The following is a 12579-nucleotide window of genomic DNA, read 5'->3' on the forward strand; positions in this document are numbered from 1 at the left end:
CCAGAACTCGCGCTGTTTTTCGCTTGTTTTTCGTACTAAATTAAAATACGAAAAGTGGTGTGACCTCATGCCACTTTGATTTTTTACGTACAGGAGCGAGAAATGTCTGTCCTCGAAACAATGCCGTCCGCTCGGATACAGATTCGTGATGCCACTAACGATGATATCCCATCCATCACTGCTATTTATGAATGGCACGTCCTGCACGGTCGGGGATCTTTTGAGGAGTCTCCTCCAACATTCAGCCAAATGGAAGAACGTTTGCAAGCCATACGCAAGCAGGAACTTCCCTGGCTGGTGGCACTGTATAGCGGAATTGTGGTGGGTTATTGCTACGCAACTGCCTATCGCCCTCGTCCGGCGTATCGTTTCACAATTGAGGATTCAGTGTATATCGACGCCAGCATGACCGGGCAAGGTATTGGACGCGAACTCTTAAGCCATCTTATAGAGCGTTGTGAAAATGGGCCGTGGCGGCAAATGGTGGCGGTAATTGGCGATGGCGAGAACAATACCGGTTCATGTCGCCTGCACAGTCAACTCGGTTTCGAAGTGGTCGGTCAATTACGTAGTGTGGGGTTTAAGCTTGGCGGATGGCGGGATACGATAATTATGCAGCGTCCGCTCAATGCAGGAGACAGGACGCTGCCGAAATTCCCTTCATAGTTCAAACTGCTACTGCGTTGGCTGCGTTCATTCGCCCAAATCACTTAGTTAACTAAGCTCATTGGGACTCTTTCACTTGCCGCCTCGCCGCAACTCGAACTATTTAGGGAATGATTTTAAATGCCTTAATCGTCGATCGCGTTGCCTTGAATACTGTTACTCGCCATCTGCGCAGCCTTTTGCTTTTTATACGCTAATGCCGAGCCTGGAACTGGGGTCACCTTGCCAGTTTCCAGGTAGGAACGCAGACGGTTTGCATCCGCAAAGTGCGTATATTTTCCAAACGCATCCAGTACCACCAGCGCCACCGGGCGATTGTTAATCATGGTGCGCATCACTAAACAATGTCCGGCATTGTTGGTAAAGCCGGTTTTGGTCAGTTGGATATTCCATTTATTGTTATAAACCAAATGGTTGGTATTACGGAATGGCAGCGTGTATGGCGGATTGCTGAAAGTAGCCATATCTTCTTTAGTGGTGCTCAACTGGCCGAGCATCGGATATTGCTTCGAGGCAATCAGCAGCTTAGACAAGTCACGTGCCGTAGAGACGTTGTGAATCGAAAGCCCGGTCGGCTCAACATAACGTGTATGTGTCATGCCAAGAGATTTCGCTTTAGCATTCATGGCGCGAATAAATGCGTTATAGCCACCAGGATAATGGTGTGCCAGGCTCGCTGCCGCACGGTTTTCTGAAGACATTAATGCCAATAGCATCATGTCTTTACGGTCGATTTTACTATTCAGGCGCACGCGGGAATAAATTCCTTTCATTTCCGGCGTTTGGCTAATATCGACACTCAGCATTTCATCCATCGGTAACTTCGCATCAAGCACTACCATCGCCGTCATCAATTTGGTAATTGAGGCAATCGGGCGTACCAGATCAGGATGGCTGGAATAGAGAACTTTATTAGTTTGCAGATCGACGATCATGGCACTGCCAGAGGCGATCTCTTGCCCGGCACTGACCTGTTGTACGGTGGTATTATTCGCAGCCTGGGAAGCGAATGGTACGGCAATCATCAGCGCAAGGCTGAGCAACGATAGACGGATTTTTGTCGGCATGGTGACACTTCTGTAATTATTCAAAAAAATAATGTGTCCTTCGAATCTCTTCACAGCGCGTATGAATAGATGAGGCGCCAGCATAATACGCTGACGCCCCTGAAAACTGCCACTATTGATTCGTAAACAAGTATCAAAATAGACGGTAGCCATAACCCCAAAGAATAACACTCAGGGCTAACAGTACCTCAAGCACCAGCACGCCAATGGCGAGTGTTGAGCTGGAAAAGCTCATCCCCTCTTCTTTGTTGATGCCAAGGAACTCAGGCACCCCTACATACAACAGGTATCCGGTATAAATAAGGGCTGCGGCCCCTACCAGCACGCACAACCACACCAATGGATACAATGCGACTAAGCCGCTGATAAACAGCGGAGTTGCTACGTAACCTGCAAACACCATGCAACGAGCAAGCGACGGACGATGCGGGTAGTTACGCGCCATCCACCAGATGACCCGCCCCATGACGGCCACACCAGCCAGCATCAGGGCATAAAACAGTACTCCTAGATAGAAGCCGTTAAACATCGTTAATTGAACGAAGGTACCATCACCAAAATTCCAGCCAATTTGGGTTGTGCCGATAAACGCACAGATAACCGGAATGGCTGCCATGATTAATACATGGTGAGTGTAGTGATGCGTTACCGTTTCGTTCTCGCGTTTTATGTCCTGCATTTCACGATTAGGATGGGAAAAAAGCCCCCAGACATGACTCATAACGCCTCCTGACATGTCAAAAAAATCGATTGAGCACAGTCAAAGTATAATGCACAGCGGCTTGATTGTTTTTTAATCATCTGAAAATATCTGCATGCTGCAAATAGCAAAATTTATGCCGCCACGTTGACGAAACGGCGAAAGAGTCATATTTAAATAACACCGCCCAATAATGCTTTATCAGGACAGCTCCCCAATGTAATTCCGTAACCAATAAGCCTGTATCTACACGATGACTTTGTCATTTCTCACCTCTGTTGAGAAATGTGCACTTATTGGATTATTACGGAAACAATCATGCTAAAAGCACTATACCAGGCCCTGGCTGACAAGCCGTGGCTACTACTTCTTGGGTTCTCTTTTGTTGTTTCATCTATCGGAAATGGCATAACCTACATCGTCATTTTCAGCGAACTCATTCGCCTGGCAGCACCGACAACCTCACTAGCCCTCGCCTACGTTCTTTCTACCGTTCCTGGTTTAATTGGCAGCAAAATAGGCGAGCGCTACTGCCAAAGTGCAAACCCCTTCAAGATTCTGATAGTGGGGGAATGTTTGGGTATGCTAGGTCTTCTCGCGCCACTCAGCGCTGTAATGACGGGTTCTATTCCGCTGTTTCTCATTGCTCAGACCGCCTCAGCATTCACTATCGGGATGACATTCCCGGCAATCAGTAAGATTTTTAAAACGGGACTGACCGAGAAAGAACTGCCGGTTGCCACCACACTCGAAACCATCATTTTCGCCTGCTATGTGATTTTTGGCGTTTGCCTGGGTCTGTTGCTGCTAGGGCATATCAGCGTAATGTCACTACTGGCTCTCGATGCTTTAAGCTTTGTCATCGCACTAATATTGTTAAGATTGTCGCAGTCACGTTTCGCTAAAACCTTCATTAAAGTTTCCCCCTCACAAGCGCAGATTAATTGGCGAACATTGTCAGGCGTACAGCGGCGTGGGATTTTACTTTTACCCCTGCTGGCGTTAGCTGCAGCCCCTGCCATGGCACTGCTACCCGCACTGGTTCCACCAACATTTTCAGGTTCTGAAGCGCAAAGCATGGCACTGGCGTTACTTTTCGCCCGTAGTCTCGGGCAGTTAGCGGGCCCATTAATCTTAAATCCTGAGAAATTTGAGAAAAACAGTAGCAGTAATGTGCTGATGGTCAGTTGTCTGTTCGCCTTTATCATCTGCTACGGTTTAGTCCCCTTTTCACCGTCAAAATATCTGGCGCTGGCGTTCATTTTTATGGCTCACCTGTTCTCAAACGTGGTGTTTTCATTGGCGATTTATACCATCCTGAAGAAGTTTGATGAGGTTCATATCTCGGCCGCAATGGCAAAAAGTTACCGGTTACAAATGATGGTAACGGCATTGGTTTCCATAGGTGCAGGTTACTGTGCGCAGTATTTTGGCGTGGTTTATTCACTGTATTTATTCAGCGGAACGGGGTTTGTATTGATTGTTATGCTTTCTTTAGGCGAGCGTTGGCTAAAACAAAAGTCGGTAAATTTCCGACCTGAGCAGCAATAAGCAAGAAAGCACGCCGCCTGTCGTGGCGGTGTGCCTTATCAGGTGATGACATATTCCCCAGAATAAGCATTAGCGACAACGAAATAGCCGGAACATAAGTCACCGGCTGCACACAGATGTGGCGCAACAGCCGCTATACTGATGTTGTAAAAGAACAAGGAGTTAGATTCATCATTGTGGATATTAATAATCTGATTGAGCATTACGGCTATGCCGCACTGGTTGTGGGTAGCATGGCGGAAGGGGAAACAATTACGCTGCTAGGCGGTGTTGTAGCACACCAGGGGCTGCTCAAATTCCCGCTTGTGGTGCTGTCTGTCGCACTCGGCGGCATGATTGGCGACCAACTGCTATATCTGGTTGGCAGGCGTTTTGGTGGCTCAATTTCACAGCGTTTTAAAAAGCATCAGAAGAAAATCACTAAGGCGCAGAAGCTGATTAACCGCCACCCTTACTGGTTTGTGATAGGTTCGCGCTTTATGTACGGTTTTCGTGTGATTGGGCCGATTTTAATCGGAGCCAGCCGCCTTCCCCCGAAAATTTTCCTGCCTCTTAATATTGTTGGCGCATTAATTTGGGCAACGCTTTTCACCACCCTGGGTTACGTGGGCGGTGAAGTTGTTGGCCCATGGCTGCATAACCTGGACCAACATATTAAGCACTGGATTTGGCTGCTCGGCGTGGTCGCCTTAGTGTGGCTGGTGCGCTTGTGGTTTAAACACCGCGAGAATAAACAGCAAGACTAACCTTTCGGTTTAAAATGCGGGTTGGCAAACATAAAACCACCGTCGACGATAAACGATTGCCCGGTGGTATAGCTGGCGCTTTCTGAACAAAGCCATGCAACCAGGCTGGCTATTTCCTCGGTATCCCCCGCTCTCCCTAGCGGGATTTCCGGGATTTTGCTCCCCGCGCCGTCACCTTCTTTCATGTCATTCATCGGCGTGGCGACGGCTCCAGGCGCCACGGCATTGACCAGAATTTTATGGTGAACCAACTCCATTGCCATTGATTTAGTTAACCCACCCAACGCATGTTTTGCCGCCGTGTACGCGCAGGCTTCAGGAAGCGGCGTGTGCTCATGAACAGAGGTGATATTCACGATTCGCCCACCCTCACCTTGCGAAATCATCGCCCGTGCCACTTTTTGCGAGCAGAGAAATGCGCCGTCTACATCGACAGTAAAAAGCTTACGCCACTCTTCGAGAGTGACATCAAGGAAAGGATTTTTGCTCATCGCTCCCGCATTATTCACCAGCGCGTCGACACGTCCGAAGCGGCTAATCAGCGCATCAATACCTGCGGCTCCGTGTGGGAGGTTGGCTAAATCAAGCTGCACCGTTTCGGCTCGTCGCCCAAAACCTCTGACCATCTCTGCTGTTTCTTGCGCGCCCTGTTCATCGGAATGCCAGGTAATACCCACGTCATAGCCCTGCTGCGCGAGAAGCAACGCGCATTTTTTGCCAATTCCTGAATCCGACGCCGTGACGATAACGACTTTATTAGCCCCAGACATCACCACCTCCAGACTACTTTTTGACCTGTACGTAATTATAGGAGGTGGAGAAAAATATGTGTTCGTTACGCTTTTCCTGCTCGATAACCACCACCTAATGCAGAGACTAACTGCACATCAGCGTTCAGCCACTGGCCGTGGAGTTGAATGGCTTTAGCCTGCTCGGAGAGATCTGGAAGCAACGCGGCACTCATCTTCGCACCGGAAATAATACCGGCTTTATAACGAGCTTGAGCTAGCGTCTTGAGTTTTTGCGTGTCTTGCAAAACGGTAACCTGATGCTGGTTTTCAGCTGCAATAGCATTTAATTGGCTGGCTGCTTTCTCCACATCGTTTACCGCTCCAACAACAGCTTTGTTGTAGCTGGCAATCGACAAATTACTTTCCGCGCGCACAATATCGAGGTTGGCATTGAGACGGCCGCTGTCGAAGATTGGCAGCGTAAAGCCCCCTATCACGCCCATTTGCTGAGCGGAACCGCGGAACAAATCACTCAAGTGCAGAGCATCATTTTGCAAGAAGGCACTCAGGTTTACATCCGGGTAGAAAGCGGCTTTTGCTGCATCAACACTACTCAGTGAGGATTCGATGTACCAGTGCGCCTCCTGAAGATCTGGGCGACGTGCTAACAGTTCATAACCCATGTGATCAGGTACGTGGCTTTTCACGCTCGGCAACGGTACCCGTTTAATATTTGATGCGGCATGGGCATCACCGGTAATTGCGGCGAGCTGCGCTTTAGCCATGTTGAGACGCCCATCTATTTCATCAATCTGCTGCTGAGTTTTCACAAAATCGATATTGGGTTCTACGCCGTCCACAGATGAGTTAATCCCTTCGGCATACAGACTTGTTTCTACATCTACTATCTTCTTCTGCGCAGCAAGCATTTGTTGTTTCACATCTTTTAATGCCAACAGGGTCTGCATATCCCAATACAAACGCACGACATTTGCCGAAATAACCTGTTTCGCCTGGGCCAGTTCCGCCTGTTTCGCCCTCATAACCCCCACTTTAGCTTCCACTTCCGAGCGGTTCTTACCCCACAAGTCCAGATCCCAACTGGCGGTCAACCCAAAGTTACCGTTGGTGTAGTACGGGCCTGTAGTACCCGCGGCGGGATCAGTCAGGGCAAATGGCCCCATCACCCCCTCCTGAGACATTTTCTGGCGCTCAATGTTGGCTGAGAAATCCATCTGCGGCCCGTCGCTTGCCTCCTGCATTTGCGTCTGAGCCTGGGCAAGTTTAATGCGCTGATGCACCACGGCGAGGTCTGGTGAGTCTTTGAGTGAGCGTTCTACCAAACTGTCTATCTGGCTGTCGTGGTAACCACGCCACCAATCGCTGCCCGGCCAGCCGTGAGCCAACTCAGGCGGAAGTTTAGTATCTAGCTGTTGTGGAGGAGTTTTTTGAGCGAGAGGTGCATCGTCATCATGCATTGGCGCGCAGCCAGACAAAACGAGCATTAACGCGACGCCAGTCGCCGCGAGAGGGAAACGTGAGGAAGTCATAATTAGCCACAGAGTAATAGAAAGGGCTCAGGTTACGTATTCCGGGAATGAAAAGTTTAGGTATCAGTGGCAATACACATAAGGTTAATAAGGGATACAATTTGAAATTGATTTATGTCACTTATTATTATCATGCTAAATATAATTATAGTTACTACATCTTCTTTATGCGCTGTCTGCGGTTTTGACCACCAGGCGTCTGTGGCAGTCTCCCGCCTCGAGTTTTTTCCCCCGAGCGGAACGTACTTCTAGTGGCAAAATGGTCTGCTCAAGCTCGTTATCCAGCAACACAGAGTGCGTCTCTCCTTTTTCGAACATGTAACGCTCGCCCCACTGGCGCATAGCGACAACGATAGGAAAGACGGAACGTCCGCATTCTGTGAGCACATATTCTTTATAGGCACTACCGTCTGAAGCTGGACGTATCTCAAGCACCCCAAGTTCGACCAACTGCTTCAACCGCGCAGCCAGAATATTTTTTGCCAGACCCAGGTTTTTCTGAAACTCGCTGAACCGGCGAACATCGTCAAATGCCTCGCGAATTATCATCAAACACCATCGCTCGCCAATCGCCTCTAAAGTCCTTGCGACAGGGCATTCGCTGCCTGTGAGTGATTCCTGTTTAGCCATTTGAGCTTCCTTTTAATCGCCTACTTATATTTCGAGAGCATAATCGCATAACAAACTGGTTGCAAAATAAAACCACCACTGATAAAAACAAATAATCTGGTTGCTAAAAGCAACTACAATGTCACTGGAAACTAGCTATGAATATGAAACCAGTCGTATCAGTCATTAAAAAAGAAATAACAGCTGGCAGTACTGTTTCTAAAACAAAAAATAATAGTCAAAATCACGCGCTGGCTGCTCCTTTGTTAACACCAGCTCTAACATTTCTCTTTTCATTGACGTCTGCGCTTGCCGTCGCGAATGTTTATTTTGCGCAGCCTCTCCTCGAATCTATGGCAAAAAGCTTCAGCGTACAGTCAGCTGCGATCGGTATGGTTGTGACAATGACTCAGGTCGGATATGGGGCTGGCCTACTTTTTATCGTTCCCCTTGGCGATATCGTTAATCGTAAATATCTCGTCATTACCCAGATGGTGCTTTTAGCGACAGCATTATTCATTGCTGGTTTCTCTCAAAACTGGGCAACATTTCTGGGGGCGATGGTTTTTGTCGGATTAATGGCAGTGGTCGTTCAGATAGTCGTGGTCTATACGGCTTCGCTGGCGGCAGCACATCAGAGAGGAAAAGCCGTCGGTACTGTGACAAGTGGCGTGGTACTGGGCATTCTCCTGGCTCGTTTTACATCAGGTGTCATTGCCGACCTTGCTGGGTGGCGTGCCGTGTATTTGAGCGCTGCCTGCCTCATGCTGATGATGGCTGGCGTACTTTACAAAGCAATCCCCTCCTTGCCACAGCCACGGGTTAAGAGTTCTTACTGGGTGCTGATAAAGTCAGTATTTATGCTTTTTATAACTGAACCAACGCTAAGAGCCAGAGGGATATTTGCCCTGCTTATTTTTGCCGCTTTCAGCGTATTGTGGACATCCATGGTATTACCGCTAAGCGCGCAATCGCTCTCACATACTCAAATAGGTATGTTTGGCCTGGCAGGTATTGCTGGGGCATTAGCTGCGTCAAAAGCCGGGAAGTGGGCCGATCGGGGCATGGGACAACGTACTACGGGGTTATCACTGATCTTATTGCTGCTTTCCTGGTTACCCATTGCATTCGCCGAAAGATCCCTCCTGTTACTAATTGTTGGTGTCATAGTTCTGGATTTCGCCGTACAAGCGGTACACGTGACAAACCAGAGTCTTATATTTTCCGCAATACCTAATGACACAGCAGCCTGGTCGGGGCCTATATGTGCTTTTATTCTTTGGGCAGCGCACTGGGCGCCATTGCCTCAACCCAGTTTTACTCGCTTTCGGGTTGGTACGCAGTATGCGCGTTAGGTGCAGGAATCAGTGCGGCAGCTTTGCTATTCTGGTTATGGTCACAGAAAGAATGAAATTACACCCAGAGGCATGGATTTTCTAAAGGTATAATTTGAGCAGTTCAATGTCTCACTATCAGCTCAGCAACGCAGATTTCTACCTGCTGATAGCCTGCCAATCACGGCTTTGCGAACAGGAGTTGCAATGACACAAAATATCTATGATAACCCGGCTTTTTTTGAAGGATACGCCACGCTCGACCGCTCGATTAAAGGGTTGGATGGCGCACCTGAATGGGCAGCAATGCAAATACTGTTACCTGAATTGCAAAGCAAATCGGTGGTCGATTTAGGTTGCGGTTACGGCTGGTTTTGCCGTTACGCACATGACCAGGGTGCCACAAAAGTACTGGGGCTGGATGTCTCCGTAAAAATGCTGGAGAAGGCTCGGGAGATGACAACTGGCGAAGGTATTGTGTATCGCCGTGAAGATCTCGAACAGTTGCAGCTTGAGCCACAAAGTGTCGATCTGTTTTACAGCTCACTTGCCCTGCATTACCTGGAAAATATAGACGCGCTGTTTGCAACGCTTCATCAGGCGCTGGTGCCCGGTGGCATGCTGGTGTTTTCAGCAGAACATCCAATTTATACCGCACCAATGCAACAGGGTTGGCTGGCTGACCAGAGCGGGCAAAAATCCTGGCCAGTGAATCACTATCAGCAAGAAGGCGAGCGCATTAGTAACTGGTTTGCCGACGGTGTTAAAAAGCAGCATCGCAAACTTTCGAGCTGGATAAATACGTTGACCGCTCGCGGTTTTGTCATCGAGAAACTTGATGAGTGGGGCCCGAGTGCCGAGCAAATCGCGCAAAACCCAGCGCTTGATGAAGAAAAAGAACGCCCGATGATTTTTCTGCTGGCGGCGCGTAAACCACTTATCTAATTGCCTTCAACTATTCTCATTTTCCGCTCAAGGGGAGGTCACTCCCCCCACGTTTTCCATCCTTGCCTATACTCTTTAAACACGAGTCATAAAATAGGAAGCATTGATGAAAATTATTCTATGGGCAGTTTTGATTATCTTTATTATTGGCTTACTGGTCGTGACTGGCGTGTTTAAAATGATTTTCTGATATCTGCGGGTGCCACCATGGTGGCACCCCTTTGCTTATCCCTTCCTTCGATTTAAATCCCCCGCACTTGCGAACTCTGGTGGCGAAGCATTATTATCACTCCAATTGATTGGAGAAATAATGACTATCAAAGAAAGTGATTTTCGCAAAATTGACCTCAACCTGCTGATTGCCTTCGCGGTTTTATTTCGCGAACAAAGTGTCTCGCTGGCGGCTGATAAGCTGCACCTGGGGCAGCCTGCGGTGAGCGGCTCGCTCGCTCGTCTACGTGAGATGTTTGACGACCCACTATTTATTCGTAGCGGGCATCGCATGCAACCAACTGCACGGGCCACAGAACTGCACACCGAGCTGATGCCATTGCTGGAGCAATTGCAGAGCGCACTGTTCCAACAGGCAGAGTTCAACCCTGCGCATGCGAAAGCAACCATTACCATCGGCATGAACGATTGGGTAGAGATGTGGCTGATGCCGCAACTGGTTCCTGCGTTGCGCGAGCATGCCCCGGGCGTGCGCCTTAACGTGGTGGCAAGCGATCCTTTCACTGATGCACAGCGTCTGGAAGGTGGCGAACTGGATATGATCATTAGCGTGGCGAATCAGTCAGCGCGATGGATGGAGCGTGAACAGTTGAGTGCAATGGAGTTTGTCACTCTCTGGAATCCCACTCAGCTACAGCTTGAGGCACCGCTAAGCGCTGAGACATATGCCGCGCAACAACATGTCCTGGTGAGTTACCGTGAAGCCTCCAGTAGCCATATCGACACATTGTTAGCCAGGCAGGGTCTAAAACGTGAGATTAGCTACACCACACCACATTTCTCCGCATTACCGGGTTTGTTAAGCATGATGCCTGTGCTTGCGACCGTGCCGCAGGGGCTTTGTGAGAGTTGGCAGAAAACATGGGGATTATGCAGCAGCCCAGTTCCGCTGGAGATGGCCCCGTTTGATGTGGCATTGCTATGGCATCAGCGCCATAACAGTGACGCGGCGCTGATGTGGGTTCGTGGGTTTATTAAGCGCCTGGTGGGATAAGTTTATTTAAAATAAGTGCCATCCGCCAAATGTCGGATGGCACTAGCTTATCCGGCCTACTTCAGACTTGCCCCATTACTGGCAATCACTTCTTTATACCAGTTGAAGCTTTTCTTACGGCGGCGCTCAAGGGTACCGTTGCCCTGGTCATCGCGATCGACATAGATAAAGCCATAGCGCTTAGATAACTCGGCTTTCGATGCGCTCACCAGGTCAATTGGCCCCCAACAGGTGTAGCCCAGCACTTCCACGCCATCTTCAATTGCTTCACGCACTTGCACCAGGTGGTCGTTGAGGTAGCTAATGCGGTAGTCGTCATGCACTGTGCCATCGGCTTCGAGTTTGTCTTTAGCACCGAGGCCGTTTTCAACAATAAACAGCGGTTTCTGATAACGATCCCACAGCTTGTTGAGCAATATACGTAGGCCAACTGGGTCAATTTGCCAGCCCCACTCAGAACTCGGCAGGTGCGGGTTTGGCACCATATTGAGGATATTGCCACGCGCCTTCTCATTCAGAGCTTCATCAGAAGTGACACAACCCGTCATGTAATAGCTGAACGAAATAAAGTCGATGGTGGTTTTCAGCGCTTCGCGGTCGCTATCTGAGATCTCAAGCTTAATGCCGTTGTCACGGAAGTAACGCAGCATATAGCCCGGGTACTCGCCCCGGCACTGCACATCACCAAAGAACAACCAGTTGCGGTTTTCCTGCATGGTTTCCAGCACGTCTTCTGGCTTACAGCTCAGTGGATAAACCAGGCCACCAAGCAGCATGTTACCGATACGCGCATCAGGAATGATTTCGTGGCAGGCTTTCACGGCCAACGCACTGGCAACCAGTTGATGGTGAATCGCCTGGTAAATTTCTGCTTTGCTGCTGCTTTCACTTAGCCCAACACCCGTCATTGGCGCATGCAGTGACATGTTGATTTCGTTAAAGGTCAGCCACAGTTTTACTTTGTTTTGGTAACGAGTGAACACTGTGCGGGCGTAACGCTCAAAGAATGTGATGACTTCACGATTGCCCCAACCGCCATAATTTTTCACCAGGCCCCACGGCATTTCATAGTGGGACAGCGTCACCATTGGCGTGATGTTATGTTTCGCCAATTCATCAAACAAACGGTCGTAATAGGCAAGGCCCGCTTCATTTGGCTGAGTTTCGTCCCCTTGCGGGAAAATACGCGTCCAGGCAATAGAGACGCGCAGGCAGCTAAAGCCCATTTCTGCGAACAGCGCGATATCGTCTGGATAGCGGTGGTAGAAATCAATGGCGACATCTTTAATGCCAAAATCACCTGGTTTGCGTTCGGCGACATCACCAAATACGCCATGCGGCTGAACGTCGGACGTTGAAATTCCCTTCCCGTCTTCCTGCCACGCGCCTTCTACCTGATTTGCGGCAATCGCGCCGCCCCACAGAAACTTCTCAGGAAATGCTTTCATCTACTTC

The 12579-nt window shown here is 49.2% G+C and carries 12 protein-coding genes and 1 pseudogene; 7 read left to right on the forward strand and 6 right to left on the reverse strand.

Annotated features, from left to right (window positions below; all coding sequences use genetic code 11):
• The first annotated feature begins 102 nt into the window (after positions 1-102).
• Positions 103-666 (forward strand): GNAT family N-acetyltransferase, encoded by a 564-nt coding sequence (locus tag EDF88_RS06695; protein ID WP_134183642.1) that lies wholly within the window; start codon positions 103-105, stop codon positions 664-666.
• A 125-nt stretch (positions 667-791) separates the two neighbouring features.
• On the opposite strand, the gene pbpG is transcribed toward EDF88_RS06695, so the two are convergent.
• On the reverse strand, positions 792-1733 hold the full coding sequence (gene pbpG, locus EDF88_RS06700; protein WP_134183644.1) for a D-alanyl-D-alanine endopeptidase: 942 nt from the start codon (positions 1731-1733) through the stop codon (positions 792-794).
• Between the two features lie 133 nt (positions 1734-1866).
• Positions 1867-2454, reverse strand: coding sequence for a Yip1 family protein (locus tag EDF88_RS06705; RefSeq protein WP_134183646.1), 588 nt, complete (start codon positions 2452-2454; stop codon positions 1867-1869).
• A 297-nt stretch (positions 2455-2751) separates the two neighbouring features.
• On the opposite strand from EDF88_RS06705, the gene EDF88_RS24655 reads away from it, so the two are divergent.
• Together EDF88_RS24655 and EDF88_RS06715 are read left to right on the forward strand one after the other, a co-directional pair.
• Positions 2752-3984 carry an MFS transporter gene (locus EDF88_RS24655; RefSeq protein WP_166671952.1) on the forward strand — a complete coding sequence of 411 codons (1233 nt, stop codon included), beginning with the start codon at positions 2752-2754 and terminating at the stop codon, positions 3982-3984.
• 176 nt (positions 3985-4160) lie between these two features.
• The gene (locus tag EDF88_RS06715) at positions 4161-4730 is read left to right on the forward strand and encodes a DedA family protein (RefSeq protein ID WP_064517288.1); all 570 of its coding nucleotides are present in this window, start codon (positions 4161-4163) and stop codon (positions 4728-4730) included.
• On the opposite strand, the gene EDF88_RS06720 is transcribed toward EDF88_RS06715, so the two are convergent.
• The 3 genes from EDF88_RS06720 to EDF88_RS06730 all read right to left on the reverse strand — a co-directional run bounded on the left by EDF88_RS06720 (position 4727) and on the right by EDF88_RS06730 (position 7641).
• Positions 4727-5500, reverse strand: a complete 774-nt coding sequence (locus EDF88_RS06720) for an SDR family oxidoreductase (protein WP_134183648.1) — start codon at positions 5498-5500, stop codon at positions 4727-4729. The genes EDF88_RS06715 and EDF88_RS06720 overlap by 4 nt on opposite strands.
• A gap of 65 nt (positions 5501-5565) precedes the next feature.
• Complete coding sequence (mdtQ, locus tag EDF88_RS06725; RefSeq protein ID WP_134183650.1) at positions 5566-7011, reverse strand: multidrug resistance outer membrane protein MdtQ; 1446 nt, start codon at positions 7009-7011, stop codon at positions 5566-5568.
• 165 nt (positions 7012-7176) lie between these two features.
• On the reverse strand, positions 7177-7641 hold the full coding sequence (locus tag EDF88_RS06730) for a helix-turn-helix domain-containing protein (RefSeq protein ID WP_064517279.1): 465 nt from the start codon (positions 7639-7641) through the stop codon (positions 7177-7179).
• Positions 7642-7883: 242 nt separating this feature from the next.
• Here EDF88_RS06730 and EDF88_RS06735 point away from each other — a divergent pair.
• From EDF88_RS06735 to EDF88_RS06750, 4 genes and pseudogenes are all read left to right on the forward strand, one after another.
• Positions 7884-9031: pseudogene (locus EDF88_RS06735) on the forward strand (MFS transporter).
• Between the two features lie 130 nt (positions 9032-9161).
• Positions 9162-9899: a class I SAM-dependent methyltransferase gene (locus EDF88_RS06740; protein WP_134183652.1), complete on the forward strand. Its 738-nt coding sequence runs from the start codon at positions 9162-9164 to the stop codon at positions 9897-9899.
• Positions 9900-10005: 106 nt separating this feature from the next.
• Entirely contained in the window at positions 10006-10089 is an 84-nt protein-coding gene (gene yohP / locus EDF88_RS06745; RefSeq protein WP_072009412.1) for a small membrane protein YohP, read from the forward strand.
• 120 nt (positions 10090-10209) lie between these two features.
• Positions 10210-11124 (forward strand): LysR family transcriptional regulator, encoded by a 915-nt coding sequence (locus EDF88_RS06750; protein ID WP_134183654.1) that lies wholly within the window; start codon positions 10210-10212, stop codon positions 11122-11124.
• Positions 11125-11180: 56 nt separating this feature from the next.
• Here the strand turns inward: EDF88_RS06750 and ascB are convergent, their stop codons facing one another.
• Positions 11181-12572, reverse strand: a complete 1392-nt coding sequence (gene ascB, locus EDF88_RS06755; protein ID WP_134183656.1) for a 6-phospho-beta-glucosidase — start codon at positions 12570-12572, stop codon at positions 11181-11183.
• Positions 12573-12579 lie beyond the last annotated feature (7 nt).

The sequence above is a fragment of the Buttiauxella sp. BIGb0552 genome (assembly GCF_004366275.1).
In the GTDB taxonomy this organism is placed as follows: Bacteria; Pseudomonadota; Gammaproteobacteria; order Enterobacterales; family Enterobacteriaceae; genus Buttiauxella; species Buttiauxella gaviniae.

Excerpts from the sequence above, each read along its gene's own strand:
- ascB (WP_134183656.1), bottom strand. The coding sequence starts at position 12,572 with ATGAAAGCATTTCCTGAGAAGTTTCTGTGGGGCGGCGCGATTGCCGCA.
- yohP (WP_072009412.1), top strand. The coding sequence starts at position 10,006 with ATGAAAATTATTCTATGGGCAGTTTTGATTATCTTTATTATTGGCTTA.
- EDF88_RS06750 (WP_134183654.1), top strand. The coding sequence starts at position 10,210 with ATGACTATCAAAGAAAGTGATTTTCGCAAAATTGACCTCAACCTGCTG.
- mdtQ (WP_134183650.1), bottom strand. The coding sequence starts at position 7,011 with ATGACTTCCTCACGTTTCCCTCTCGCGGCGACTGGCGTCGCGTTAATG.
- EDF88_RS24655 (WP_166671952.1), top strand. The coding sequence starts at position 2,752 with ATGCTAAAAGCACTATACCAGGCCCTGGCTGACAAGCCGTGGCTACTA.
- EDF88_RS06695 (WP_134183642.1), top strand. The coding sequence starts at position 103 with ATGTCTGTCCTCGAAACAATGCCGTCCGCTCGGATACAGATTCGTGAT.
- EDF88_RS06705 (WP_134183646.1), bottom strand. The coding sequence starts at position 2,454 with ATGAGTCATGTCTGGGGGCTTTTTTCCCATCCTAATCGTGAAATGCAG.
- EDF88_RS06730 (WP_064517279.1), bottom strand. The coding sequence starts at position 7,641 with ATGGCTAAACAGGAATCACTCACAGGCAGCGAATGCCCTGTCGCAAGG.
- pbpG (WP_134183644.1), bottom strand. The coding sequence starts at position 1,733 with ATGCCGACAAAAATCCGTCTATCGTTGCTCAGCCTTGCGCTGATGATT.
- EDF88_RS06720 (WP_134183648.1), bottom strand. The coding sequence starts at position 5,500 with ATGTCTGGGGCTAATAAAGTCGTTATCGTCACGGCGTCGGATTCAGGA.
- EDF88_RS06740 (WP_134183652.1), top strand. The coding sequence starts at position 9,162 with ATGACACAAAATATCTATGATAACCCGGCTTTTTTTGAAGGATACGCC.